The sequence below is a fragment of the Bradyrhizobium sp. LTSP849 genome (assembly GCF_000938255.1).
Taxonomy (GTDB): domain Bacteria; phylum Pseudomonadota; class Alphaproteobacteria; order Rhizobiales; family Xanthobacteraceae; genus Bradyrhizobium.
Genome location: NZ_JYMR01000055.1, coordinates 205,489 through 230,838 on the forward strand (window position 1 = coordinate 205,489; position 25,350 = coordinate 230,838).

The window sequence follows — 25,350 nt, forward strand, 5'->3', positions numbered from 1 at the left end:
TCTTGATTATTTGGCGCTTGCCGCGCAAGATTATTCCTGCGTTTTTGATTTGGACGATTATTTTCAACCGGGGGAGTGTCATTATGGGTTTCATCAAATTTACCAAGGGTACCTCGCTGAGCGACAAGGACCGCAAGGCCCTGCAAAAGCTGCTCGCTGCCGAGAAGAAGAAGCTTCAGTCCGCGCTGAAGGACGTCGACGCCAGCCTTTCGGTGCTGGGCGGGTCGAAGAAGGCCAAGAAGAAAAAGTAAGACTCGTCGGCCGGGACGCCGTACGAATCTTCTCTTCAGACTTCACCTTTCGAACTTGGGCCGCTCGCCTGTCGAGTTGGGGTCTCGCACAAGCTTGCGCCTGTAAACCGGCCAGCAATCGACAAGAATTCGCCCGGGTGGACCGCTAGAAGCGGTCCACTCAAGTTGATTCTTGCTCAGTTGATACTTCCGTCAGGGCCGGATTTGGCCTCCGCCTGACGCTATGGGCCCAATTGATGGCAGACACCGGAATTGAACTGTTTGTCGGACTGATCGAGAGCATTGACACGCCGGGCGCGGTCAGTGCCTGCCGGCGCCTGCTCTCGGTCGACGAACGGATACGCGCCGACCGCTTCATGTTCGAGCGGCATCAGCGGCAATATATCTTCGCGCACGCCATGTTGCGCCTTGCGCTCTCGCACGCAGAACCTGATGTCGCGCCGACCGACTGGTCCTTTGCGGCCGGCCGCTACGGCCGGCCCTTTGTCGCAGCGCCTGCCACTTCGACAGCACTGCATTTCAGTCTGTCCCATGCCGACGGCTGTGTCGCCTGCGTCGTATCCCGGCATGAGGCCGTCGGCGTCGACGTCGAGACCGTATCGCGACGCGTCGCACCGCTGTCGACCGCGCTTCGCTTCTTTGCGCCGGAAGAGGTGGAGACGCTGCGCACACTGCCGGAGCCGGCCGCGATCGAGCGCTTCTTCGACTACTGGACGCTGAAGGAAGCCTATCTGAAGGCCAGGGGTTTCGGGCTCAATCTGCCGCTCGATGCGTTCGCGATGCAGGTGTCGCGGGAGGCGATCGAGATCAGCTTCAAGCCCGATATCGCCGACGATCCCGCAGGCTGGCGCTTCTCGCTATGCTCGCCATCGCCCTCGCATCGTCTGGCGATCGCCGACGGATCGCGCGCGGCCGGCGGCCTTCCCATCACCCGCAACGCCTGGCCGTTCCAGGAAGCGGCTGAATGACGCCCCCGCGGCTGCGCGTCTTTCCCGCGATCTCGCGCAACCGCGATCCCAAAAAATATGTCGGCGAGCTGATGCGGGTGGCAGAGTTCGCCGACCGCAACGGCTTTGAGGGCATTCTGCTGTTCGAAGGCAATGACGTGTTCGTCGAGCCCTGGGCGATGGCCCAGCACATGCTGGCAACGACGACGCGATCTTCGCCGCTGATCGCCGTCAATCCCGTCTACATGCACCCGTTCACCGCGGCGAAATTCGTCTCGTCCTTCGCGCAGCTCTACGGCCGCAAGGTCTATCTCAACATGATCACGGGAACCGCGGTCAGCGACTTGCAGGGGCTCGGCGACGACCAATCGCATGCCGACCGCTACCTCCGCCTCGGCGAGTTCATCGCGCTGGTGCGCCAGCTGCTTTCAAGTCCGCGCCCGGTCAATGTCGACGGCCGGTTCTATCGCGCAAGCAATCTGCAACTGCGGCCGCGCCTGCCGGCCGTGCTGATGCCGGAGTTCCTGATCGCGGGCCAATCGGAAGCGGCGCAGCGCGTCGCGACGGAGACCGGCTGCATCAAAATGCAGATGCTGCCGCCCGATCTCGATTGCAGCCTCAACGCGCCCGGAATGAACTTTGGGATTTTTGCGCGCGAGGAAAGCCAAGAGGCGCGGCAGGCGGCGAAGGCGCGCTTCCGCGACAATTCCGACGACCGCGAGCTGCTCGCGCTCACGGTGGAGAACAGCGATTCCGTCTGGAAGCGACGGTTGTATGAGGGTCAAAGCGGCGAGCTTCAGGACAATGGCTATTGGCTGCTGCCGTTCCTGACTTTCCAGGCCGACTGTCCCTACCTCGTTGGCAGCTACAGTGAGATCGGCGCGAAGCTCAGGGAATTTGCGGCCAAGGGCCTGACCACAATCATGCTCGACATGGTCGCGGATGACGCAGAGATGCAGCACGTCTGCAAGGCGCTCGCGGCAAGCGGGATGTTTTGAACGTCTCCCTCTCTCCGGTTGCGGGGAGAGGCGAAGATGGCGCTCAGCGCGCCTCCTCGAAGCCTGCAAGAACCGAGGTCAGGTTGGCGCCCAAAATATCCGAGAGATAGCCGCCCTCCTGCACGAACACGGTCGGCAGGCCCATCTTCGCAATCGCCTGGCCGATGCGGCGGAAGCCTGGCGTGGTGACGGCGAGACCCTTCAGCGGATCGTGCTCGGAGGCATCGAGGCCAAGCGCAATGACGAGGGCGCCGGGCGCAAAGGATTCGATCGCCTTGCGCGCGACGTCCAGCGCCTGGATGTAGCCGTCGTCGCCGGTGCCGATCGCCAGGGGAATGTTGAGATTAGTGCCGAGGCCCGGACCTTCGCCACGTTCATGCGCGTAGCCCCACACATAGGGATAATACGCAACGGGATCGGCGTGGATCGACACCGTATAGACATCCGGCCGCGCGTAAAAAATGCCTTGCGTGCCGTTGCCGTGATGGACATCGACGTCGAGGATCACCACGCGCTCATGCTTGAGCCGCAGATGTGCCGCCGCGATCGCGCTGTTGTTGAGGAAGCAGAAGCCGCCGGCCATGTCGCGATAGGCGTGATGGCCGGGCGGGCGGCAGAGCGCGTAAGTCGTGTCCTCACCGTCCATCACCATCTGAGCCGCGGTGACGGCAACGTCGGTCGCAGCACATGCCGCGGCCCAGGTGCCGGGGCCGATCGGTGCGGCAGTATCAGCGGTGTGCCAGCCGAGCTTGCCCACGATATGCGTCGGATAGGTCGCCGCATGCCGCACCGGATGAATATTGCCGATCATCTCCGGGCCGGAATCGCCGAGTGCTTTCCAGGCATCCCAGGCTTCGCTCAGGAACGACAGATATTCCGGGCTGTGAATGCGCGCGCGTGGGCCTTGCCCGAATTTGGTCGGCTCGACCAATTGATGCTTGCCGTCCTTCAAGCCCTTCAGCAGACGATCGGCACGCTCGGGTTGCTCGGTGGTGCGCTTGACGACGCCGCGAACCAGGAAGAATTGCGGATCGTGGCTGCGGTGCAGTTCGGTATGGACGGCTTTCACTCAAACACTCCGTGGTCGCATGCTCGGCGGCAGCGTAAGCTGGCGCTCTTTGACGGCGCCACAGATGTCTAAATCCCTGCGGCGGCCAGATGCAAGCAAGAAGAATGCCGTCCCTGCCGGGCTGTTCTGCGCTGGAAGCAAACCGCCTCTGATGCTCAGCAGCGCCCGCGCTGAAGGCAGTGCTCGCGGCCCTGCTGATCGGTGCGGAAGGACTCGATGAAGCCGCCCTGGCGCTGGGTGACGAAGACGGTCTTGCCGTCGCTGCCGCCGAAGGCAAGGTTGGTCGGCTCCTTGCCCTTCAGCACGATCTCGCGTTCAACCGCGCCATTGGGCTTCATCAGCGCAATCGTGCCCTTGAGGATGCGCGCGACATAGAGGCGGCCGACGACATCGGTGCGCAGGCCGTCGATGGTGTCCGGCTGGAATGCCTTGACGAGCTTCCCATCGGTGAGCGCGTTGCCGCTGATCGTGTACGACCAGACTTGGCCGTTGCTGGACTCGCCGACATAGAGCGTCTTGCCGTCGGGGCTGAGATCGATGCCGTTGGTTGTGCCCATCGCCCGCGGCGCCGTCATGACCTGTCCCTGCACCGAACCATCAGCCGCTTTCGCAATGCGCCAGACGTGACCTTCCCGGCCTTTCCAATTCGGATCGCTCGCATAGATCGTGCCGTCGCGGGCGATCGTGATGTCGTTGGGCTGGTTCATCTCGTCGGAGTGAAACCAGACGGCGGGCTCGGTGGCGCCCTTGGGGATCGCGAAGATGTTGTGCTTCTTGTAGTCGGCAATGAACATCGTGCCATCGCGCGCGAAGCGGATCGCGTTGCCGACGCTGCCGTCGGGGAGTGCCGTGAAGGCTTCCGAAGCCGCACCGCCCGCGGGCAATCTGCCGATGGTGCCGGGCTTACCGAAATTGACGACAAAGAGGTTGCCGTCGAGATCGGCGGCAGGCCCTTCGATGCCAAACGTATATTCGCTTGCAGGCGTCACCTGCACGCTTTCGAACAGCTTCGTCTCGGCCGCAGTCAGCGGCGTCGCGATCACGAGCAAAATGCTACTGCACAGGCACCAGAAATTCCTGCCGGATGTAATAGCCATCGTCGTCGCTGCACTCGCCATTCAGATAGGGATCGGCCGGCCGGAAGAAGCGGCTGAAGCCGGGTTTGTCTACAGCGTTCCTTTGTGTCACGACGACGACCTTGGCGGCCGGTATTTCGCCGCATTCCTTGTTCGCCTTGCTGAAAAACTTGCGCTGCGGCAGGCCAAGCTTGATGAGCATCCGCGTTCCCGAAACCATCTTTGCTACGAGCAGGTCCGCGGTATTGAGCAGGCCCGTGTAACCGGACTCGGTCTTCGGCAGGTTTTCGCCACCCGGCGGCATCAGCTTCTCTGCACCGATGCCACGCAGCCGCGTGCGCAACTTGCCGGAGTTGGGATCGCCCGGATAGATCCAACCATCCTGCGACAGCACGAAGCGCAGCACGGTTGAGTCCTTGTCCGCGTCAGATTGTCCCGGCTTCAGGCCGAAATCGGAATGGCAACCGAGGCAGTGCTTCTCGACGAGGCCCTTGCGCAGCGTGGCGAGCCGGATCCGGTTCTGCGCGTCCTTAGTGACGAAGGCTACAAGCTGGTCGATCAGCGCCTGGCTACGCGTGTCGCAGGGCAGCGGCGGCGGCGGATCGCCGGCCGCGCGATCGATACGGATCACCGTCTGGTTCTTGTCCTCGACCAGCCAGATCGCGCCGTCCTCCGCAACCGTCATGCCGACGGGCGCGCCCTGCGGTCGCGCACCGTTGACGCGGTGCCAGCCGGCGATCAGCTCCTCGAACGGCGCGGCGGCGACCTCGCCGGCGTCGGTCTGGAAACTGCGGGTCGGGTCGGCCGCACAACTCACGTGATAGCGCACCGGCGCCGGGCTCGGCTTGGGAAAGCCGTGGTCATCGACGTCGTAGACGAGGACGCGGCTGCCGGTCGGGCGATAGCCGTGCAGACCGATCAGGAGCTTGCCTTCAAGCTCCGGGAATTTCGCGCCGTGATAATAGAGCATCGCCAGCGGCGCGCCGTGCGGCGGCAGCAGCGAGAACGGCGGCCTGTAGAGCGCGTTGGCCGTACAGAGCGATTTGTAGGTCCCCGCTTGCAGCACGCTTCTGAACTCGGGGCTCGGCGTCGACAGGTCAAAGCAATAGGGCCAGCCATAATGCCTGCCCTGCTCGATCGCGTTGATCTCCTCGTTCGGCTTGAAGATATCGGGCAGGTCTCGGCCGTTCTCGCCTTGTAGGAAGGCGTAGCCGTCGTCGGGGAAATTCGGATGCAGCGCCAGCGCCATCGAGTTGCGCAAGCCGCGTGCATAGACGGTGTGTGGCTGATCCGGATCGTTCGACTTCAGCGCCGGGAAGACGCCGCCTGACGGCGGCGTGAACAGCCAGATCGCGGCCATGGCGGAGGCGCCTTCAGCCGCCGCGCAAGGTCTCGTGATCGGGGCCTGCGTGATGCAGTCGTCGCTGTGGGCGCCGATATTGACGAACAGCCGGCCGCTTTTGTCGAACACGAATTGCTTGAGCGGGTGCGCGCTCTCGTCGAGCCTGGTGCCATCGGGCAGCGTGATCCGGCGGCCCGGCATATGACGGATGATGGTCTCGACCGAGCTGCGCGGATTGTCCGCGAGCGGGTCGAACCGGAAGATGGTCTCGGCGGTCGAGGCATAGAGCTTTTTATCCGGGCCGATCACAAGGCCGAACGGATATTCGACACCGGTCAACAGCTCCTTGAACCGCTGGCCTTCGGGAGCATGCGGATCGAGCAGCAGCAACCTGCCGTCGGTGTGGCCCCAACCGCCCATGTCGGCGACCACGAAGAGATCACGACCGGGCACCTGAATGATCGAACGCGGAAATTTCAGATGGTCCTCTTCGCTGGCGACGAGCCCGGCGCAAAATCCCGCCTTCATGTCGATCTGGATTTTGGGAAAGGCGAGATCGCCGCTGCCGCAGGTTTCCAGACCGAGCGCATAGCCGCTCTTGCGGGCCGGTTCAGATGAGCCTACCGAGGCAAGAGTCAGGAGGACCACCAGGGCGCCCGCGCATGCGCGCAGGCTTCGGCTTTCACGCCAAAATGTGAGGTGGTTCACGGTGGTCTCCCGGACTTTCCGTCCAAAGTTGTTCCATGCCGCGGGAACGCCGTCCAGTTGACCAACACCCCCTTGTGATCAAACCCGCAGGGGCCTTCGTCCCGACCAATCTCCGTAGATTCCCTTACCGGGCTCGACCCGAATGTTTCGCGAAGGCCTCAGATGGTATCCGTGTGCCGTCCTAGTCGCTCTCTACAGGAGGCGTATATGGTTCAGATGTATTTCCACTGCTCCAATCCCGAGGGCACCCTGATTGATCGCTACGGCACGGCCGTCGCCAATCTGAACGAGGCGCGCGACCGCGCCGCCCAGATCATGCAATCGATGATCCAGACGCCCGGCTCTGAGGATTGGCGCGACTGGGTGATCCATGTCAGCGGCGACGACGGCGAGGAGATTTTCGATCTCCCCTTCATCGCCATGCTCGGCAAGCCGCATTGAGGTGATGCCGTGCTGATCGCTTCACTGAGCCTGCTCCGCCAGCCCCTGAACTTCGTCGCCAGCAAATGGCAGAAGCTGCTGAGCATCGCGGGCAACCCCTACCGCCCCGAACTTCACTACATGCGCGGGCCTGGCCCAAAATGGCACGCCAAGTATCAGGCCAGCCGGCTGGACCGCCGGCTTTGAGCGCAGCCCGCATCTCCACCCCTACTTGCCCGTGAACTTCGCCTTGCGCTTCTCGACGAAGGCGTTGCGGCCTTCGACGGCGTCGGCGCTCTTCCGGATCCCGGCCTGAAGCTCGATCTCGCGGCGGAACTGGGCCTCGTAGCTCGCGTGCTCGCTCTCCTCGACCAGCGCACGGGTCGCGACCAGAGCGCGCGTCGGACCTTCCGCCAGGCGGCGCGCCAGGGTCAACGCTTCCTCCATCAGCTTCGCATCGTCGACGACCTGCCGCACCAGGCCGATCTCCTGGGCGCGCTCGGCCGTGAGTGGTTCGTTCAAGAGCATCAGTTCGAGCGCGCGTTGCCGGCCGATCAGCCGCGGCAACAACCAGGTCGAGCCGAGATCGGGCACCAGCGCAATGCGGCTGAACACCTGGATGAAACTCGCTGACCGCGCCGCAACAATCATGTCGCCTGCCATCGCGAGGCTGAAGCCGCCGCCAGCGGCCACCCCGTTGACGGCAACGACCACAGGCACCCGGCATTCGCGCAACGCCTTGAAGGCCGGCCAGTAGAAGCGCATCACGCCGGCCGCGATGTCCTCGCCGAGCGCTTCCGACGCCTTCAAGTTCTGACCCGAGCAGAAGCCGCGCCCCGCGCCGGTCAGGACCAGGGCGCGAATGCTCTCATCCCGCGTCGTCTCGGCCACGGCAGCGGCGAGCGCGCCGAGCAGGTCCGGCGTCATCGCGTTCAGGCTTGCCGGCTCGTCGAGCGTCAAGATCCCGACCGCGCCATCCCGCGCCTGTTTCACACCTGCCATGTCGCTTCTCCCTCTGGATGTTCTCGTTGGCGGCAATGTGCCATTGTCCGTGCGCCTCGCCAACCAAGACAAGACACAAGACGACATCATGCCTCACCAGTTCAGCCTCGCCCAAACCGTCCGCAAACCCGCAATCAAGTCCAAGGGCGGCATCGTCGCTGCGCAGTCGCGCCGCGCAGCCGAGGTGGGAGCGCAAGTGCTGGCGGCTGGCGGCGATTGCGTCGACGCGATCGTCGCGACCACCTTCGCGCTGAATGTGCTGGAGCCCTGGAACAGCGGCATCGGGGGCGGCGGCGCGATGGTGCTCTACCGCGCCAAGGAAAATCGCTACGAGGTGATCGACTACGGCATGTGCGCACCGCAGAGCCTGCGCGCCGCCGACTATCCCATCACCGGAGATCGCGTCGCCACTGACCTGTTTCCGTGGCCGCGGGTGAAGGACGATCGCAACGTTCACGGTCCCGGCGCGATCGCGGTGCCCGGTGTCGTCGCCGGCATGGAGGAGGCGCACCGTCGCCACGCCAGGATGCCGTGGAAAGACCTGGTCGAGCCGGCTGCGAAGATCGCCGGCGAGGGCCTGCTGGCCGACTGGTGGACCACACTGACGATCGCGGGCTCGGCCGCCGATCTTCGGCGCTATCCCGCAAGCGCGGCAATGTTTCTGAAGGACGGCCTGCCCCCGAGCCCGCCCTGGAGTATCGACGCTGAGACCCGGCTACCGCAGGACAATTTGAAGGCGACGCTGTTGCACCTCGCCGAGGCCGGGCCGCGCGACTTCTATCAGGGCGATCTCGCCAAAAGCATCGCGTCCGACATCAGGGCCGATGGCGGCTCGCTGTCGGTCGAGGATCTCGCCGCGTTCCGCGCGCATCTGCGCGAGCCGCTGGCGATCCCCTATCGCGGCGGCAAGGTGCTTGCGACGCCCGAGCTCACCGCCGGGCCAACGCTGGCGCATGCGCTGCGCCTCTTGCAGCAGAATATGAAGCCGGCAGGCACGCCGGATGCGGCCGCCTATGCCGAATATGCCGCTGCCCTGCAAGCGGCCTATCGCGAGCGGCTCAAGGATATGGGCGATGCCGACGGCAAGCGCTCGCTCGGCGCCGAATATCTGGCGCCGGCCTGCACCACGCATTTCTCCGTCGTGGACCGCCACGGCAACATCGCCGCGGTGACTCAGACGCTGCTCTCGTCCTTCGGCTCGAAATACGTGACGCCGCACACCGGTATTCCCATGAACAACGGGATCATGTGGTTCGATCCGACGCCGGGTACCACCAATTCGCTCGCCCCCGGCAAGCGCTGCCTCACCAACTACACGCCGGTCATCGCCGAGACCGAGCACGGCAAGCGCCTCGCGGTCGGCGCCTCCGGCGGCCGCCGCATCCTGCCTTCGGTGATGCAGCTCGTGTCCTTTGCGATGGATTTCGACATGGATCTCGATGCCGCCATCCATCAGCCCCGCATCGATTGCAGCGAAGGCGCGGTCGTGGTCGGCGACACGCGGCTGCCCGCGGATGCGCGTAGAGAGCTCGCCGCGCGCTTCGACTACAGGGAAGCGCCGGTGCAAACTCTGCCGATGAAGTTCGCCTGCCCGAGTGTGGTGATGCGCGACGGCGACACCAACTCCGGCGCGGTCGAGATCTTCCAGCCCTGGGCTGACGCGGTGGCGGAGGGCTAGATCCCGAGCCGATCGCGGACGCGGCCCGCAATCACGGCCGTCGTCACGCCGACCGGCCAGAACGCGTGCATCGCGATCGGCTTGATGCCGGTGACGGGCATGTCGATCTCGGCCTTGGCTCCGCCGATCAGGCGGCGCGCGAGCTGGGCGCCCATTGCGGTCGAGAGCGCGACGCCGCGGCCGTTGCAGCCGAGCGAGATCAGGATGTTTTCCGCTGGCTCGTGCACATGCGGATAATGGTCATTGGTGATGGCGAGCCGGCTGTTCCAGCCATGGGTCCAGGCCACGCCCTTGAGCTGCGGCCATAGCCGCTCGGCGTAGCGCATGAGATAGGCGACGTCCGTCGGCGACTTGATCCAGCGCATCGGGCCGCGGCCGCCCATCAGCAGGCGATTGTGCTGGTCGATGCGGTAATAGACAGTGATATGGCCGCTCTCATAGAGCACCGGGCGCGTCGGCATGATCGAGCGGGCGACCTCGTCGGAGAGTGGCGCGGTCGCGGCGATCGAGGAAAACACCGGCACGATGGTGCGTCGGAGTGCAGGCCAGAGATCGTCGGTGAAACCGTTCGTGGCGAGCAACACCTTGTCCGCATGCACGATCGCGCGCGGCGTTTCGATGCGCCAGCGCGCGCCTTCGCGGCGGAGCGACAGTGCGGGCGTCCCGCCATGCACCTTTACGCCCGCCGAGATCACGGCGCGCGCCAGGCCACGGGCATAGCTGAGGGGATGCAGATCGCCGCCGCGCGTGTCCAGCATGGCGCCGATGTAGCGATCGGTGCCGGTCATCTCACGCAATTGCTCGCGGTTCAGATATGTCACCGGCATGCCGCGGCGGATGCATTGCTGCGCCGTCTTTTCGATCGCGGCGGCGCTGGCCTCGTTATAGGCCGCGCGCAGCGTCCCGTTCTGCCGCGCCTCGCACGGAATCTGGTAGCGGCGGATCAGATCGTGGGTGAAGTTCGGAGTGCCGTAGGAGAAGTCGATCATGCGGCGGCCGAGCTCGGCACCGAAATCGGCTTCGATCTGATCGGGGTCGTGCTTCAAGCCGGGATTGGTGTGGCCGCCATTATTGCCGGACGCGCCCCAGCCCGGCTCCTGCGCCTCCAGCACAAGGGCTTCGACACCCTGCTCTGCCAGATGCAGCGCTGTGGACAGACCGGTGTAACCACCGCCGATGATGGCAACGGAAACATTCTTGTTCGTATCGAGTGGCGGCGTTGCGACCGGCGCAACCGCAGTGTCGGCGTAGAGCGAGGGCGGCAAAGGCAGACGCGTGTTCATGACAGACCGATCAGAGCGGATGCAGCACGCGCCGCAAAAAGTCCTGCGTGCGCGGGTGCTGGGGTTGATTGAGCAGCGCCTTGGCCGGCCCCTGCTCGACAATGACGCCGCCGTCGATGAACAGCACGCGGTCGGCGACATCGCGGGCAAAGCCCATCTCGTGGGTGACGACGACCATGGTCATGCCGTCGTCGGCGAGCTTGCGCATCACGCCGAGGACGTCGCCGACGAGTTCAGGATCGAGCGCCGAGGTCGGTTCGTCGAACAGGATTGCCTTGGGCTGCATCGCGAGCGCACGCGCAATCGCAACGCGCTGCTGCTGGCCGCCGGAAAGCTGCGGCGGATGCGCGTCGGCCTTCTCGGCGAGGCCGACCTGGGCAAGCAGTGCACGGCCGCGTTCGAGCGCCCGCACACGCGCTTCCTTCTTCACATACAGCGGCCCTTCGACGACGTTTTCCAGCACTGTGCGATGCGGGAACAGATTGAAGCGCTGAAACACCATCGAGACCTGGGTGCGGACGTTCACGATAGAGGACGCATCGCGGTCGACCTTTAGGCCTTCAACGCTGATCTCGCCGCGGTCGTAGCTTTCGAGGCCATTGATACAGCGCAGGATCGTGGACTTGCCCGAACCGGACGGGCCGATGACGCAGACCACCTCGCCCTTCTCGACGTTCGCGGTGATGCCCTTGAGGACCTCGTTCTGGCCAAAGCTCTTGTGGACGTCCTTGAGCTCGATCATTTCTTGCCCGCCCGCTTCTCGACGTGGCGGACCAGCAGGATCAGCGGAATGCTCATGGTCAGATACATCAGCGCCACCATCGTGAACACGTTGGTGTTCTTGAAGGTTGAGGACGCGATCAACTTGCCCTGCAACGCGAGCTCGGCGACCGTGATGGTCGAGGCTTGCGAGGAATCCTTCAGCATCATGATCATGACGTTGCCGTACGGCGGCAGCACGATGCGCACCGCCTGCGGCAGCACCACACGGCGCATGGTGAGCCACCAGCCCATGCCGATCGACTGCGCCGCCTCGATCTGGCCCTTGTCGATCGCCTCGATGCCGGCGCGGAAGTTTTCGGCCTGGTAGGCCGAGTAGGCGATGCCGAGCCCGAGGATCGCGGCCTGCAAGGCCGACAGCGTGACGCCGAGATCGGGCATCACGAAGTAGAGGTAGAACAGCAGCACGATGATCGGGATGCCGCGAATCACGTTGATCAGGCTGGCGCTGAGCATCGACAGCGCCTTGATGCCGGAGACCCGCATCATCGCCCAGACCAGGCCGAGCACCGTCGAGAGCAGCAGCGAGCCGATGGTGACGACGATCGTCAGCACGACGCCGCTCATCAGGATCGGGAAGAACTCGACGGCGTCGTGCCAGAAGCCTTTCATCGGCCAGCCTTCATCGATCGCCCCTATCGATTAGCCCTGCGCCTTCTGGCCCCATTTTTCGAGGATCTTGTCGATGGTACCGTTGGCCTTCAGCTTGGCCAGCGAAGCATTGATCTTGCCGAGCAGCGCGGTCTCTCCCTTCCGCACGCCGATGCCGACCGAGCCGACGGTGACCGGCTTATAGCTGTCGACGAGGCGCACCTCGGGGAAACCGCCCTGCTTCAGATTGTAGGCGAGGATCGGATAGTCGGCGAAGCCGGCCTTGAGGCGGCCGGTGTTCACATCGCGCAGGATGTCGGGGATGGTGTCGTAGGCCTTGACGTCGGCAAACAGGCCGGACTTCTTCAGCGCGTCGACGAAGGCGGTGCCGACCTGGGCACCGACCGTCTCGCCATTCAGATCTTCCTGCGTGGCGTAGGCCTTGGTGTCGGTCTTCGGCACCACGAGGCCTTCGCCATAGGTGTAGATGGGGTCGGAGAAGTCGATCACCTCTTTGCGCGGCGCCGTGATGAACATTGCAGCCGCGATGATGTCGATCTTGCTCGAGGTCAGCGACGGGATCAGCGCCGAGAACGCCATCGGCTCGATCTGCACGTTGAGGCCGGCGTCCTTGCCGATCTCGGTGACGAGATCGACCATGATGCCCTGGATCGTGTTGGTCTTGGTGTCGAGGAAGGTGAAGGGAATGCCTGTCGGCGTCGAGCCGACCTTCAGCACCTGCTGCGCCGAAGCCGGCACCACTGCGATAATCGCAAGCGCCGCGACTGCGGCCTGAACAAAACGCTTCAACGCCATCGCATTCCCCTTTGGGTCCGGCCGATGGCGGCGCTCGCAGATGTCGTGATCGCAGACATTGCGGGCCGAGCCGTTTCGGCTTATTTTCACCAATATGAAATTTTGGTCACACTTTCACGGACGATGCAAGCGGTTTTCATGCACATGAAGGAAGCGGTTTGACGTGAGCGGTGGCAAAAGAATGCGCAAACCGGCCGCCGCAAAGGCGGTGAAGAAGGCCAAGGCTATCGCCAGGAAGGCTGCAAAGCCGGCGGAGCCTGCAATGGACCTCGCGGTCGGTCGTCGCATCCGCGATCTCCGGCGTGTCAGGCAATTCTCGCTGGAGACGGTCGCCGCGCGCACGGACCTGTCGATCGGCTTCCTCAGCCAGATCGAGCGCGGCCTGTCGTCGCCGTCGCTGCGCGTGCTGGCGACGCTCTCCGACGTGCTCGGCGTCGGCATCGCCGCGCTGTTCGGTGCGAGCCCGAGCGCCGACGGCACGTCCGATCAGGTCGTGACGCGCGGGTTGCAACGTCCCGAACTGAAACTCTGGCGCACCGGCGTCTCAAAACAATTACTCAGCCCGGCAAGCGCCGACAACAAGCTCAATCTGTTCCTGGTGCATCTGGAGCCCGGCGGCTCCCCCGGCGACGAGCTCTACACCCATGACGGCGAGGAAGCCGGCCTCGTGCTCGAAGGCGAGATGATGCTGACGGTGGACAATGAGACGTGGTCGCTGAAGACGGGCGACAGCTTTCGGTTTGCAAGCCGCCGGCCGCACCGGTTTTCAAATCCGGCCGAGGATGCAAAGGCGGTGGTGCTGTGGGTGAATTGCGTGACGGGGGCGGGGTAGCACTCTCAGTCCCGTCATCCTGAGGTGCGAGCCTTGCGGCGCAATTGCGCCGCTGGGCGAGCCTCGAAGGATGCACGGCCGCGATACAGCCGGGCCGTCGCCCTTCGAGGGCCGCTGAAGAAGCGGCCACCTCAGGGTGACGGTGATGGAGTGGCCGGCGCGGAGAGATCTTCACCCGAACCGGTGTTCGTACCGATCCACCGTCAGCGCACTCACATCTACATCCGGCTTCTTGCCTGACAGCATGTCCGCAAGCACCCGTCCGGAGCCGCAGGACATGGTCCAGCCGAGCGTGCCGTGACCGGTGTTGAGGTGTAGATTGGCGTATTTGGTCGGGCCGATCACGGGCGGGCCGTCCGGCGTCATCGGGCGCAGGCCGCTCCAGAACGTCGCCTTGGCGAGATCGCCGCCGCGCGGGAACAGATCGGTCAGGGAGTGATCGAGCGTGGCGCGACGGGCGTCATAGAGCTTGGTCGAGAAGCCGGAGATTTCGGCGGTGCCGCCGACGCGGATGCGATTGCCGAGACGGGTGATCGCGACCTTGTAGCTCTCGTCCATCACCGTCGATTCCGGCGCGCCGGAGGCGTCCTTGATCGGCACCGTGATCGAATAGCCCTTCACCGGATAGACCGGCAGCGAAATGCCGAGCGGCGCGACGAGCCGCGACGACCAGCTTCCGAGCGCGAGGACGTAAGCGTCTGCCTGCAACATGCCGGCGCTGGTTGCGACACCGCTGACGCGCGCGCCGTCGGCGACGATACGATCGATGCCGGTGTTGAACACGAAGCGCACGCCGAGCGCCTCGGCATGCTTGGCCAGCGCCTGCGTGAACATGTGGCAGTCGCCGGTTTCGTCCTGCGGCAAACGCAGTCCGCCGGCGAATTTCTCCTTCACGCCCGCAAGCGCCGGCTCGACTGCGATGCAGCCCTCACGGCTCAGCACCTCGTAAGGCACGCCATATTGCTTGAGCACGGCGATGTCTTCGCCGGTGCCGTCGAGCTGGGCCTGGTAGCGGAACAGCTGGAGCGTGCCTTGCGAGCGCTCGTCATATTGAATGCCGATGTCGCGGCGCAGATCGCGCAGGCAATCACGGCTATACTCCGCGATCGGGATCATCCGGCTCTTATTGATCGCGTAGCGCGCGCTGGTGCAGTTGCGCAGCATCTTGGTGAGCCAGACCCACATCACGGGATCGAGCTTCGGCCGGATCACCAGCGGGCCGTGCTTCATCAGAAGCCATTTGATCGCCTTCACCGGCACGCCGGGGCCGGCCCAGGGCGAGGAATAGCCGGGCGACACCTCGCCGGCATTGGCGAAAGAGGTCTCCAGCGCCGGCTCCGGCTGACGGTCGACGACTGTCACCTCATGGCCGGCACGCGCGAGGTAGTAGGCAGAGGTGACACCGATGACACCGCTGCCGAGGATCAGAACTTTCACGCTTCGTCAAACTCCCGCGGCATCACGCTCGCCGCTGCAAGAACAAACTCCGCAACGGCGAGAGCAATTATCAGGCCACCCGCTTGATGGCGTCCCCGAGAATCGACACGATGTCGTCGATGTGGCTCTTCTCGACGATGAGGGGCGGCGACAGCGCGAAGGAATCGCCGCTCATGCGGAAGTACAGCCCGCGGTTGAAGCAGTCGACCATGACGTCGTAGCCACGCGCACCGACCGTGCCGTCACGCGACGACAGTTCGACCGCGCCCATCAGGCCGCAATTGCGGATATCGACGACGTTGGGCAAGCCCTTGAGCGAATGCAACGCATCGCCCCAGTACTCGGCGATCGACGCACCGCGTGTGAGCAGACCCTCGTCCTTGTAGATGTCGAGCGTCGCGATGCCCGCGGCACAGGCGATCGGATGCGCCGAATAGGTGTAGCCGTGGAACAGCTCCATCTGGTTCTCCGGGCCGACCATCAGGCCGTCGTGCACCTTACGGCTCGCAAACACTGCGCCGCAGGGCACTGTGCCGTTGGTGATGCCCTTGGCCGTCGTCATCAGGTCCGGCGTGACGCCGAAGAAGTTGGCGGCGAACGGCGTGCCGAGGCGGCCGAAGCCGGTGATGACCTCGTCGAAGATCAGGAGGATGCCGTGTTTGTCGCAGATCTCGCGCAGACGCTTGAGATAACCCTTCGGCGGCGGCAGCACCGCGGTCGAACCCGGCACTGGTTCGACGATGACGGCAGCGATCGTCTCGGCACCATGCAAGGCCACCAGACGCTCGAGATCGTCGGCGAGCTCAGCGCCATGCTCGGGCTGATCCTTGGCGAAGGCGTTGCGGGTGAGATCATGGGTGTGGCGGATATGGTCGACGCCCGGAAGGAGGGTCGCGAAGGCGCGGCGGTTGGCGACCATGCCGCCGACCGAGGTGCCGCCGAAGCCGACGCCGTGATAGCCGCGCTCGCGGCCGATCAGGCGGGTACGGGACGCCTGGCCGTTGGCGCGATGATAGGCGAGCGCGATCTTCAGCGCGGTGTCGACCGACTCGGAGCCGGAGTTGGTGAAGAAGATGCGATCGAGTCCCTTCGGCGCGATCTCGGCGAGGCGCTCGGCGAAATCGAACGCCAGCGGATGGCCCATCTGGAACGACGGCGCGAAATCCAGCGTCATCAGCTGCCGCTCAACTGCGGCGGCGATCTGCTTGCGACCGTGGCCGGCATTGACGCACCAGAGGCCGGCGGAGCCGTCGATCACCTTGCGGCCGTCGACGGTGGTGTAATGCATGCCCTCGGCCGAGGAGAACAGGCGCGGCGCCTTCTTGAACTGCCGGTTGGCCGTGAACGGCATCCAGAACGAATCGGTCTTGATGGTGTTCGGAATCTGATGAAGGGTCACGGGCCACGCTCCTTTGCTGACGGAATACCAGAGCCACGGCTTCGATAGCGCAACAAGTCCTTTTCTGGTGAGCTGCAAGCCATTGATTTAACTAGGGCTGCCGGTCCATATTTGCGCGATCCGCAACACCTGCAACAGGGACCAGGGGTATGAGCGTCGATATCGGTGGACGGCTGCGATTCATCCGGGCGCGCCAGAAGCTGTCGCAGCGGGCGCTCGCCAAGCGCGCGGGCGTCACCAATTCGACGATTTCGCTGATCGAATCCAACCAGATGAACCCGTCGGTCGGCGCGCTCAAGCGCATCCTCGACGGCATCCCGATGGGGCTCGCCGAGTTCTTTGCGCTGGAGCCTGAGACACGGCGCAAGATCTTCTACCGGTCGGAGGAGCTGACCGAGGTCGGCAAGAAGCCGATCTCCTATCGCCAGATCGGCGACAATTTGTTCGGCCGCAACTTGCAGATTTTGAAGGAGCGTTACGAACCCGGCAGCGACACCGGGCGCGTGCACCTCGTCCATGACGGCGAGGAAGGCGGCATCGTGATCTCCGGTAAGCTCGAGGTCACCGTCGAGGACGAGCGCCGCATCCTCAATCCGGGCGATGCCTATTATTTCGAAAGCCGCCGACCGCATCGCTTCCGCTGCGTTGGCGGCAAGCCCTGCGAAGTGATCTCGGCCTGCACGCCGCCGACGTTCTGAAACGCGTCAAAATTATCCGGAATCCTACGGAGTGCCCCGGTGTCTTACGGAGCTAGAGGCATCTCAATTTTCGCAGCCCGATCCTCTATATCTTGCGAGCCGTAGCCGAGCAGCCTGGCGCTAAGGTTCCGCGGCCGCTTCGAAACAGAGCTCGCGATGAAGACCACTCTTGCCAATGCAGAGGCCGCGCTCGACGAAGTTCAGCGCGATGCCCACAAGCTCCGCTCGCAAGAGCTGCGCGAGGCTATCGAAAAATGTATCGAAGAACAGAGGCAGCAGATCAAGGCGCTCCGCCGGATGATGAATTAACGCGGCTGCCGGACTGACACCGGACGCGTTCCCGGCCACCTGAACCGAAGCGACGCCGTAGGCGACCAAGATCCAGAACGTCCCGCCCCGCGGAGTGCATCACCATGGCGAGCCGTACCGGCATCATTGCGCGCCTGATCGGCGCGCTGCTCCTGCTATGCGTCGCCACCACAGCGCAGGCCGAGAAGCGCGTCGCGCTGGTGATCGGCAATTCCGCCTACCAGACGGTGGCCAAGCTGCCCAATGCAGCGGCCGACGCCCGTCTGATGTCGGATACACTGCTCTCGCTCGGCTTCTTCGTGGTCGGCGGCGGTGCCCAGGTTGATATCGACAAGGCGGGCTTCGACCGTGCGCTGCAAACCTTCCGCCAGGAACTGATCGGTGCGGACGTGGCGCTGTTCTACTTTGCCGGCCACGGGGTCGAAACGCACGGCCTCAATTACATCGTGCCCGTCGATGCCCATCCGGCGGACGAAGGCGATGTCTTCGTGCAGGGGGTCGGCCTTGCCGGCGTGCTCGATCAGATGGAGAAATCCGGCGCCAAGATCAATTTGATGCTGCTCGATGCCTGCCGCAACAATCCATTCGTCGGACATGGCCTTCGCAACGCTGCCGGCGGACTGGCCCAGATGCAGGCCCCGCCGGGCACGCTCATTTCATTCGCCACACAGCCCCGCAGCGTGGCGCTCGACGGCGACAACGGTCACAGTCCCTATACACGTGCCCTGGCTGACGCCATGCAGCACCAGGGCTACGGGCTGTTCAGGACTTTCAACGAGATGGGATTGGCGGTGGAGAAGGCTACCCACGGTCAACAATTGCCGTGGGTCGCTTCGTCGCCGATCGCAACCAGCTTCTACTTCGCCGGCAAACCTGTGCCGCCTGCGCCGATACAGGCTGCGCTAACGACGCCGACCGCCGTGTCGCCGGCGCCACTGCCAGACACGATGTCGCGTCGTGATCTGGTTACCGACTGCGATCGTCTCGCAGGCATGCCTGATGACGCACTTGGTGCTGCGGGCGTTCCGGGCGTCGCGTTCGAGAAGATCAAGGCGACTGAAGCCACCGCCGCCTGCAATGACGCCATGCAGCGCTATCCGGAGGTGGCGCGATTCGCCTACGAGGCCGGCCGAGCCGCCACCGCCCGCAAGGACTATTCGGAAGCGCTTCGTTTGTACGGGAAGGCTGCGGACGCAGGCTATCCGACAGCGATGCACAATATCGGCGTGCTTTACGCGACCGGCGAAGGCGTCAAGAAGGACGACGCCGAGGCCGCGCGCTGGTACAAGAAAGCATCGGACGCCGGCGATCCCTTCGGCATGCTGGAACTCGGCTGGCTCTACGCTTTCGGAGAAGGCAGCGCCAGGAATTGCCCCGAAGCCATCCGGCTCAACGAGGCCGCGGTCAAGGCCGGCGTCGCGGCGGCGATGAACAATCTCGGCTTGCTCTATGTCCGGGGTCGCTGTGTCGAGCGGGACTACGCGGCGGCGCGCCGGCTTTTCGAGCAGGGGGTTGCATTGAACGACGACGCCTCCTTGAACAGCCTTGGCTCGATGTACAACGAGGCCCAAGGCGTGCCGCGCAACGCACGGCTCGCCCGGGAATTGTTCGAGAGGTCAGCCGCGCAGGGCTATGCACTCGCCCGGCAGAACCTACGCAACATGCGCCGCTAGCGGCGCAGCCTCGTCAGAGCTGGGTCAGCAGCTCCTCGATCCGAATCGGGAAACGACGCATCCGCACGCCTGTCGCGTGCCAGACGGCATTGGCGACCGCGCCTGCGCTGCCGGTGATGCCGATCTCGCCGACGCCCTTGATGCCGAGCGCATTCACATGCGGATCGTGCTCCTCGACCGTGATGACGTCGAGCGGCGGCACGTCGGCATTCACGGGGATGTGGTACTCGCCGAGATTGGCATTCATGATCCGCCCGCTGCGGCGATCGGTGATGGCCTCCTCATGCAGCGCGAACGAGATGCCCCAGATCATGCCGCCGAACAGCTGGCTCTTCACCAGATGCGGGTTGACGATGCGCCCCGCGGCGAAGGCACCGACCATGCGCGTGACGCGGATCTGGCCGAGATCAGGATCGACCTTCACTTCCGCGAACACCGCGCCATGCGCGTGCATCGCGTATTCTTCCATCGCCGCAGGGTTCGGCGCACCAGTGCCGCGCGCCTCGACTTCGGCGACCCCGGCGCGCGCGAGAATTTCGGAATAGCTCTCACCGCGGCTTTCATCGTCACGCCGGAACAGCTTTCCGTCGCGCGCAATGACGCCGGCATTGCCGGCGCCGAACAGCGGCGAGCGCTCGTCGGTGGTGGCGAGGTCGGCGAGTTTTGCAATCACGGCCGCCCCAGCGCTGTGGATCGCAGCACCCGCTGTCGCCGTGTGCGCCGAGCCGCCGGCGATGCCGGCATCAGGCAAATCCGATGTTCCCGCCTTGAACGCGACGCGATCGATGTCGAGCCCGAGGCCATCGGCAGCGATCTGGGCCAGCGCCGTCCACGCGCCCTGCCCCATGTCATGCGCGCCGATCTCCATGGCGCCGGAGCCGTCACGCCGGATCACCGCGCGCGCCGCGGCCTGGAACATCAGCGCCGGGAAGGTCGCGGTGCCCATGCCCCAGCCGACCAGCAAGCCGGCATCATCGCGCATCTGTCGCGGCTGGAGCGGACGCTTCGCCCAGCCGAAGCGCGCCGCGCCCTGCTCATAGCATGCACGTAGCGCCTTCGAGGAGAACGGCTTTCCGGTGATCGGCTCGACCTCGGCGTAGTTCTTGAGGCGGAAGGCGAGCGGATCGATGCCGCAGGCCCAGGCCATTTCATCGATGGCGCTTTCCAGTGCGATCGAACCGGTCGCCTCGCCAGGTGCCCGCATGAACAGCGGCGTGCCGGTATTGACGCGCACGGCATCATGCGACGTGCGGATCGCAGGTGCCGCATAGAGCGTGTGCGAGGCATCGGCCGCAGGCTCATAGAAATCATCGAACGTGCTCGACACGGTTCTCGCATGGTGATCGAGCGCAGTCAGGCGTCCCTCGCCATCGGCACCGATGCGCAGCCGCTGACGCGTCGGCGCGCGATGGCCGACTGGGCCATACATCTGCTCACGGCGCAGCACGAGCTTCACGGGTCGACCGACGAGCTTGGCGGCCATGATGCCGAGGGTCGGCGGGCCGGACATCAGCCCCTTGGAGCCGAAACCGCCGCCAAGGAAGGGACTACGGATGTGGATCTTGTCCGGCGCAATGCCGAACAATTCGGCGATGCGCCCAAGCGACAGCATCAGGCCCTGGGTCGGCATGTCGACCGACAGATTGTCGCCGTCCCACGACGCGACGATCGCATGCGGCTCCATGGCGTTGTGATATTGCGGCGGCGTTTCGTAAACCGCGTCGATCTGTTTCTCGGCCGAGGCAAGGCCCGCCTCGACATCGCCGCGGTGATTTTCCGTCGGGTTGCCGACACCGACGACCGGCGGCACGAAACTTTTGCCGGCATCGAGGCCGACAAGCGGGGGCAGCGTCTCATAGCGCGGCGCCAGCAGCACAGCACCTTCGGTCGCCGCCTCCAGCGTTTCAGCGATGACGACGGCGATCGGCTGGTTGGCGTAGCGGACTTCGTCGCTCTGCAACACCTCCATCCGGAACACGAATGGATTGGTCTTGATCTCGGGGTCGATTGCGAGCGGCGGCTTGTGGCTCGATGTCATGACATCGACCACGCCGGGATGGCGCTTGGCGGCTGCGACATCGAGCGAGGTCACACGGCCGCGCGCGATGCTGGAGACGGCCATCACCGCAAACAGCATGCCGGGCGGGTGATTGTCGGCAGCGTAGGTCGCCTGCCCCTTGACCTTGAGCACGCCGTCGCGGCGGGTCAGGGGCTGGCCGATGCTCGAGCCGTGCCGCAGATGAGCGGGAGCGCTGGTGAGATTGAGCTCAGACATGGATAGCTCCGGAGATGGAGGCAAAGGGTGAAGCCGGCAGCGCCGGCAGGCGCACGGGCGTGCCAGCGGCGGCCAGTGTCAGCGCGCGCACGACGATGCGGCGCGCGAGCTCGATCTTGAAGGCGTTGTCGCCGGACGGCTTTGCGTCCGAGAGCGCGCGCCAGGCGGCTTCCTGGAAGGCGTCCGCCGTCGGTGCGACGCCCTTGAGCACGTCTTCCGCGGCGCGGGCACGCCAGGGCTTTGCGGCGACGCCGCCAAGCGCAAGCCGCGCCTCCGTGATCTTGCCGTTCTCGATCTGCAAAGCGGCCGCAGCCGAGACGACGGCAAAGGCATAGGAGGTCCGCTCGCGAACCTTGAGGTAGCGCGCATGTGCCGCGAAGCCACGTGCCGCGGCCGGCAGACGCACAGCGACGATGAGGTCGCCGGGTTCGAGCGCCGAGTCACGCTCGGGCGTATCGCCGGGCAAACGATGAAGCGCATCGAGCGCGATCTCGCGCCGGCCGTTCCTGCCCTCGATCTCGACGATGGCGTCAAGCGCAACCAGCGGCACACAGAAGTCGGAGGGATTCGTGGCGATGCAGCTTTCGCTCCAGCCGAGCACCGCGTGGGTCCGGTTCTCGCCGTCGCGGGCGTCGCAGCCACTGCCGGCCTCGCGTTTGTTGCAGCTGCTGGCGGTGTCATAGAAATAAGCGCAGCGCGTCCGCTGCAGGAGATTGCCACCGACTGTCGCGGCATTGCGCAGTTGCGCTGATGCGCCGGAGAGAAGCGCTTCAGCGACAGCGGGATAAGACTTTGCGAATTTGGCATCATGCGCAAGATCAGCGTTGCTCACCAGCGCACCAATACGCAACGACCCATCGGCGAGATGCTCGATCTGGTCGAGCCCTTCGAGATGCGTGACATCGACCAGGCGATCCGGACGGCTGACGCCGCCCTTCATCAGATCGAGCAGATTGGTGCCGGCGGCGAGATAGACCGCGCCCGGCTGGGCGGCAGCAGCAACGGCCTCTGCGACCGTGGCCGGCCTGACATAATCGAACTGTTTCATGCGGAGCGCCTCTGATTGGTTTCGTCGGCACCGGCCTGAGCCTCGAGCACGGCATCGACGATGCCGGCATAGGCGCCGCAACGGCAGAGATTGCCGCTCATGCATTCCCGGATGCGCTCGGGATCGTTGCCGGCCTGGGCTTCCTGCATCATGCCGATCGCACTCATGATCTGGCCGGGCGTGCAGAAGCCGCACTGAAATCCGTCATGGGCGATGAAGGCCGCCTGGACCGGGTGAAGCTGGTCGCCGCGCGCGACGCCTTCGATGGTGAGGATGTCGGCGCCATCATGACTGATGGCGAGCGCGAGGCAGGAATTGATACGCTTGCCGTCGACGAGAACGGTGCAAGCGCCGCATTGGCCGCGGTCGCATCCCTTCTTGGTTCCGGTCAGATGAAAGCGCTCACGCAGGAGATCGAGCAGCGTCACGCGCGGATCGTCGAGGACGAAGTCGCGCCGCGCACCGTTCACGGTGAGGCTGATGGAGTGGTTCATATAAGGCTCCGATCAGATATGGACATGAGTGATCGCGCGGTGCGCCACCGCCGTGGCCGCCGTCGATCTTGCGCCGCCCGGACATAATCCGAACCAGCACCACTGAGAAGATACGGAGGCACCCTCCGCTTAACAAGGGCCGCCGAAAAATATTTGGAATTCGTCAAAAGCCCGTGCGCAGACAACGCGGTGCAGCCCTGCAAGGGTTCAATCTAACCTATTCGTGATCTACATTGTCGGCATGGACGACCACGCCGACCAGATCCGCAAACCTCGCGCCGACGCCGTGCGCAATCGCGAACGCGTGCTCGAAGCGGCCAAGGCCGTCTTCAACGCGGGCGGCCCGGAGGCAAGCCTGGAGGCCGTGGCGAAACGCGCCGGCGTCGGCATCGGCACGCTCTATCGGCATTTTCCGACCCGCGAGGATTTGTTCGAGGCGGTGTACCGGCGCGAGGTCGAGCAGCTCAGCGAGCTTGCCGAGCAATTGAAGAACGCCAAGGATCCGGTCGACGCCTTGCGGCGCTGGCTGCGTTCCAATGTCGAATTCGTTGCCACGAAAAAGGGCATGTCGGCAGCGCTGGCGCTGACATTCCAGAGTTCGTCGGAACTCGCGGCGTTCTCGATGGACCGGCTGACCAAGGCGATCGGGTCGCTGCTCGATCGTGCGGTCGCGGCAGGCCAGATGCGCGGCGATGTCAGCCCGGAGGACCTGCTGCGGGCGCTCGTTGGCATGTGCTACATGCACGACCAGCCCGGCTGGCAATCGTCAGTGCTGCGGATGCTCGATGTATTCGTCGACGGCTTGCGCGTGCAGGCGGGTGTCAAGGTTAAGGCGCGCGCCGCCAAGCCGGCGAAGACGGCGACCAAGCGGAAGCGATAGCGCGTCCCACATATTCCCGAAGTCGTGCTAGGATCATCTCCGCCGGGACACCAACGCGGAGCCTGTCATGCGCATCGCAGTCTTGCTCGTCGCTCTCAATGTTGTCTTCAGTTCGCTTTCCGCACGCGCCGACGATGTCGCGACGGCACAGAGCGTGATCCGCGCCCAGGAGCAGGCGCTCATCCGCGATGATGCGGCGACTGCCTATTCCTACGCCGCGCCGGCGGTCAAGCAGATCTTCCCCGCGCCGGACATCTTCATGTCGATGGTGCAGAATGGCTACGCGCCGGTCTACCGGCACAAGAGCTTTGAGTTCGGCGACAGCAAGACCGAGGGCAGCGCGATCGCCCAGCGCGTTCATATCATCGACGCCAATGGCGAAGCCTGGGAAGCGCTCTACACACTCGAACAGCAGTCGGACGGAAGCTACAAGATCACCGGCTGCTCGCTGTTGAAGGCGGGACAGGCGGTCTGAGTGGACATTGCCCGTTCGTCAGGCAACCATCGCTGTCACGGCGCGCAGCACTGTCCCGCCGGCTTCCGCGATCCTGTCGAGCACCGTGAAGTGATTGCTTCCGGGGATCTCGCAATAGCCGGCTTCGCCGCCCTGCTTGTGCCACTCGGAGACTAAATCAGAGGTCCAGTGCTTGAATCCGCCAGTCTCGTCGCCACCGACGGCGCCGAGCAGCGGTACGAGGTTCGCGCCCTTCGGCAGGCGGTGAACCCGCAACAACGGACTCAGATCCGCGGCCTCATCGGGCGACAGTGTCAGGTCGCGGTTGATCGAGGTCTTGAGCAGCGGACGCAAATCGAAGGCACCGCTGACGCCGACCAGGCCGACAATGCGTCCCTGCCCGCTGACCGCCTGATCCAGCGCGAGCATCGCCGCCAACTGACCGCCGGCGGAGTGACCGGAGACGACCACGCGGGTGGGCTTCAGATGGGTCAGCGTCCAGGCAAGGGCCGCGCGGATCTGCTCAACGATGCCGCTGACGCTCACGGCCGGCACCAGATCGTAGGTCGGCATCACCACGGTCATCCCGGAGTTTCGGTAATGTTCGGCGACGAAGGAGACGTAGGACTTGTCCAGCGCGCGCCAATAGCCTCCATGGATGAAGAAGAGCACCGGCGCGCCCTCGCCCGCCGGGAACACGTCCAGCAGGCATCGCGGTCCGGCGCCATAGCGAATGTCCAGGCGGCAATTGCCCGCCGCGCGCAGTGCGGCGCTCCGCCGCTGGTGATCGCGATAGATCTCGTCGCGCTCGGGATGGCGCTTGCGGAGCGCATATTGCGCTTCCAGCCCGTCATCGATGGCTTGCAGGATTTCACTTCCAGAATGCATGA

General features: G+C 64.6%; 26 protein-coding genes. 11 read left to right on the forward strand and 15 right to left on the reverse strand.

Features of this window, described 5'->3' with window-relative positions; genetic code table 11:
- The first annotated feature begins 83 nt into the window (after positions 1-83).
- The 3 genes from UB31_RS42365 to UB31_RS36930 all read left to right on the forward strand — a co-directional run bounded on the left by UB31_RS42365 (position 84) and on the right by UB31_RS36930 (position 2,196).
- The gene (locus UB31_RS42365) at positions 84-251 is read left to right on the forward strand and encodes a hypothetical protein (protein ID WP_015688246.1); all 168 of its coding nucleotides are present in this window, start codon (positions 84-86) and stop codon (positions 249-251) included.
- 236 nt (positions 252-487) lie between these two features.
- On the forward strand, positions 488-1,219 hold the full coding sequence (locus UB31_RS36925) for a 4'-phosphopantetheinyl transferase family protein (protein ID WP_044999764.1): 732 nt from the start codon (positions 488-490) through the stop codon (positions 1,217-1,219).
- Positions 1,216-2,196, forward strand: coding sequence for an LLM class flavin-dependent oxidoreductase (locus UB31_RS36930; protein ID WP_044999766.1), 981 nt, complete (start codon positions 1,216-1,218; stop codon positions 2,194-2,196). Before UB31_RS36925 ends, UB31_RS36930 begins: the two co-directional genes overlap by 4 nt.
- A gap of 43 nt (positions 2,197-2,239) precedes the next feature.
- Here UB31_RS36930 and UB31_RS36935 read toward each other — a convergent pair whose 3' ends face one another.
- From UB31_RS36935 to UB31_RS36945, 3 genes are all read right to left on the reverse strand, one after another.
- Positions 2,240-3,265, reverse strand: a complete 1,026-nt coding sequence (locus tag UB31_RS36935) for a histone deacetylase family protein (RefSeq protein WP_044999768.1) — start codon at positions 3,263-3,265, stop codon at positions 2,240-2,242.
- Positions 3,266-3,420: 155 nt separating this feature from the next.
- A complete protein-coding gene (locus UB31_RS36940; RefSeq protein ID WP_045014404.1) occupies positions 3,421-4,362 on the reverse strand; it encodes an SMP-30/gluconolactonase/LRE family protein in 942 nt (313 codons plus the stop codon).
- On the reverse strand, positions 4,319-6,391 hold the full coding sequence (locus UB31_RS36945) for a PQQ-dependent sugar dehydrogenase (protein ID WP_045014405.1): 2,073 nt from the start codon (positions 6,389-6,391) through the stop codon (positions 4,319-4,321). Before UB31_RS36945 ends, UB31_RS36940 begins: the two co-directional genes overlap by 44 nt.
- Before the next feature lie 207 nt (positions 6,392-6,598).
- On the opposite strand from UB31_RS36945, the gene UB31_RS42370 reads away from it, so the two are divergent.
- Together UB31_RS42370 and UB31_RS42375 are read left to right on the forward strand one after the other, a co-directional pair.
- Positions 6,599-6,832, forward strand: coding sequence for a DUF6894 family protein (locus tag UB31_RS42370; protein WP_044999772.1), 234 nt, complete (start codon positions 6,599-6,601; stop codon positions 6,830-6,832).
- Positions 6,833-6,841: 9 nt separating this feature from the next.
- A complete protein-coding gene (locus tag UB31_RS42375) occupies positions 6,842-7,018 on the forward strand; it encodes a hypothetical protein (protein ID WP_197087092.1) in 177 nt (58 codons plus the stop codon).
- A gap of 21 nt (positions 7,019-7,039) precedes the next feature.
- Here the strand turns inward: UB31_RS42375 and UB31_RS36955 are convergent, their stop codons facing one another.
- Complete coding sequence (locus tag UB31_RS36955) at positions 7,040-7,813, reverse strand: enoyl-CoA hydratase-related protein (RefSeq protein WP_044999773.1); 774 nt, start codon at positions 7,811-7,813, stop codon at positions 7,040-7,042.
- An 88-nt stretch (positions 7,814-7,901) separates the two neighbouring features.
- On the opposite strand from UB31_RS36955, the gene UB31_RS36960 reads away from it, so the two are divergent.
- Entirely contained in the window at positions 7,902-9,491 is a 1,590-nt protein-coding gene (locus UB31_RS36960; protein WP_044999798.1) for a gamma-glutamyltransferase, read from the forward strand.
- On the opposite strand, the gene UB31_RS36965 is transcribed toward UB31_RS36960, so the two are convergent.
- The 4 genes from UB31_RS36965 to UB31_RS36980 are packed head-to-tail and all read right to left on the reverse strand — an operon-like array spanning position 9,488 to position 12,961.
- Positions 9,488-10,774: an NAD(P)/FAD-dependent oxidoreductase gene (locus UB31_RS36965; protein WP_045014406.1), complete on the reverse strand. Its 1,287-nt coding sequence runs from the start codon at positions 10,772-10,774 to the stop codon at positions 9,488-9,490. The genes UB31_RS36960 and UB31_RS36965 overlap by 4 nt on opposite strands.
- Before the next feature lie 10 nt (positions 10,775-10,784).
- Entirely contained in the window at positions 10,785-11,516 is a 732-nt protein-coding gene (locus UB31_RS36970; RefSeq protein ID WP_044999776.1) for an amino acid ABC transporter ATP-binding protein, read from the reverse strand.
- The gene (locus UB31_RS36975; RefSeq protein ID WP_044999777.1) at positions 11,513-12,166 is read right to left on the reverse strand and encodes an amino acid ABC transporter permease; all 654 of its coding nucleotides are present in this window, start codon (positions 12,164-12,166) and stop codon (positions 11,513-11,515) included. Before UB31_RS36975 ends, UB31_RS36970 begins: the two co-directional genes overlap by 4 nt.
- Positions 12,167-12,196: 30 nt before the next feature.
- The gene (locus UB31_RS36980) at positions 12,197-12,961 is read right to left on the reverse strand and encodes an ABC transporter substrate-binding protein (protein WP_082078761.1); all 765 of its coding nucleotides are present in this window, start codon (positions 12,959-12,961) and stop codon (positions 12,197-12,199) included.
- 181 nt (positions 12,962-13,142) lie between these two features.
- On the opposite strand from UB31_RS36980, the gene UB31_RS36985 reads away from it, so the two are divergent.
- Positions 13,143-13,793 carry a helix-turn-helix domain-containing protein gene (locus UB31_RS36985; RefSeq protein ID WP_044999778.1) on the forward strand — a complete coding sequence of 217 codons (651 nt, stop codon included), beginning with the start codon at positions 13,143-13,145 and terminating at the stop codon, positions 13,791-13,793.
- A 171-nt stretch (positions 13,794-13,964) separates the two neighbouring features.
- On the opposite strand, the gene UB31_RS36990 is transcribed toward UB31_RS36985, so the two are convergent.
- Together UB31_RS36990 and aptA are read right to left on the reverse strand one after the other, a co-directional pair.
- Positions 13,965-15,230 (reverse strand): D-amino acid dehydrogenase, encoded by a 1,266-nt coding sequence (locus tag UB31_RS36990; protein WP_045002819.1) that lies wholly within the window; start codon positions 15,228-15,230, stop codon positions 13,965-13,967.
- A 70-nt stretch (positions 15,231-15,300) separates the two neighbouring features.
- Positions 15,301-16,629 (reverse strand): omega-aminotransferase AptA, encoded by a 1,329-nt coding sequence (gene aptA, locus UB31_RS36995; protein ID WP_045014407.1) that lies wholly within the window; start codon positions 16,627-16,629, stop codon positions 15,301-15,303.
- Between the two features lie 149 nt (positions 16,630-16,778).
- Here aptA and UB31_RS37000 point away from each other — a divergent pair, with 149 nt between their 5' ends.
- Complete coding sequence (locus UB31_RS37000; protein ID WP_045014408.1) at positions 16,779-17,327, forward strand: cupin domain-containing protein; 549 nt, start codon at positions 16,779-16,781, stop codon at positions 17,325-17,327.
- A gap of 120 nt (positions 17,328-17,447) precedes the next feature.
- On the opposite strand, the gene UB31_RS41920 is transcribed toward UB31_RS37000, so the two are convergent.
- On the reverse strand, positions 17,448-17,705 hold the full coding sequence (locus UB31_RS41920) for a hypothetical protein (RefSeq protein WP_156175733.1): 258 nt from the start codon (positions 17,703-17,705) through the stop codon (positions 17,448-17,450).
- A 35-nt stretch (positions 17,706-17,740) separates the two neighbouring features.
- On the opposite strand from UB31_RS41920, the gene UB31_RS40015 reads away from it, so the two are divergent.
- Positions 17,741-19,309, forward strand: coding sequence for a caspase family protein (locus UB31_RS40015; protein WP_050044931.1), 1,569 nt, complete (start codon positions 17,741-17,743; stop codon positions 19,307-19,309).
- 13 nt (positions 19,310-19,322) lie between these two features.
- Here UB31_RS40015 and UB31_RS37010 read toward each other — a convergent pair whose 3' ends face one another.
- The 3 genes from UB31_RS37010 to UB31_RS37020 are packed head-to-tail and all read right to left on the reverse strand — an operon-like array spanning position 19,323 to position 23,126.
- Positions 19,323-21,584, reverse strand: coding sequence for a xanthine dehydrogenase family protein molybdopterin-binding subunit (locus UB31_RS37010; RefSeq protein ID WP_045014409.1), 2,262 nt, complete (start codon positions 21,582-21,584; stop codon positions 19,323-19,325).
- Positions 21,577-22,632, reverse strand: coding sequence for an FAD binding domain-containing protein (locus UB31_RS37015; RefSeq protein ID WP_045014410.1), 1,056 nt, complete (start codon positions 22,630-22,632; stop codon positions 21,577-21,579). Before UB31_RS37015 ends, UB31_RS37010 begins: the two co-directional genes overlap by 8 nt.
- Positions 22,629-23,126, reverse strand: coding sequence for a (2Fe-2S)-binding protein (locus UB31_RS37020; RefSeq protein ID WP_045002825.1), 498 nt, complete (start codon positions 23,124-23,126; stop codon positions 22,629-22,631). The genes UB31_RS37015 and UB31_RS37020 overlap by 4 nt, the downstream gene beginning before the upstream one ends.
- A gap of 241 nt (positions 23,127-23,367) precedes the next feature.
- On the opposite strand from UB31_RS37020, the gene UB31_RS37025 reads away from it, so the two are divergent.
- Positions 23,368-24,006, forward strand: coding sequence for a TetR/AcrR family transcriptional regulator (locus UB31_RS37025; RefSeq protein WP_197090910.1), 639 nt, complete (start codon positions 23,368-23,370; stop codon positions 24,004-24,006).
- 67 nt (positions 24,007-24,073) lie between these two features.
- Positions 24,074-24,481 carry a DUF4864 domain-containing protein gene (locus tag UB31_RS37030; RefSeq protein ID WP_045014412.1) on the forward strand — a complete coding sequence of 136 codons (408 nt, stop codon included), beginning with the start codon at positions 24,074-24,076 and terminating at the stop codon, positions 24,479-24,481.
- 18 nt (positions 24,482-24,499) lie between these two features.
- On the opposite strand, the gene UB31_RS37035 is transcribed toward UB31_RS37030, so the two are convergent.
- Positions 24,500-25,348 carry an alpha/beta hydrolase gene (locus UB31_RS37035; protein WP_045002828.1) on the reverse strand — a complete coding sequence of 283 codons (849 nt, stop codon included), beginning with the start codon at positions 25,346-25,348 and terminating at the stop codon, positions 24,500-24,502.
- Between the last annotated feature and the right edge of the window lie 2 nt (positions 25,349-25,350).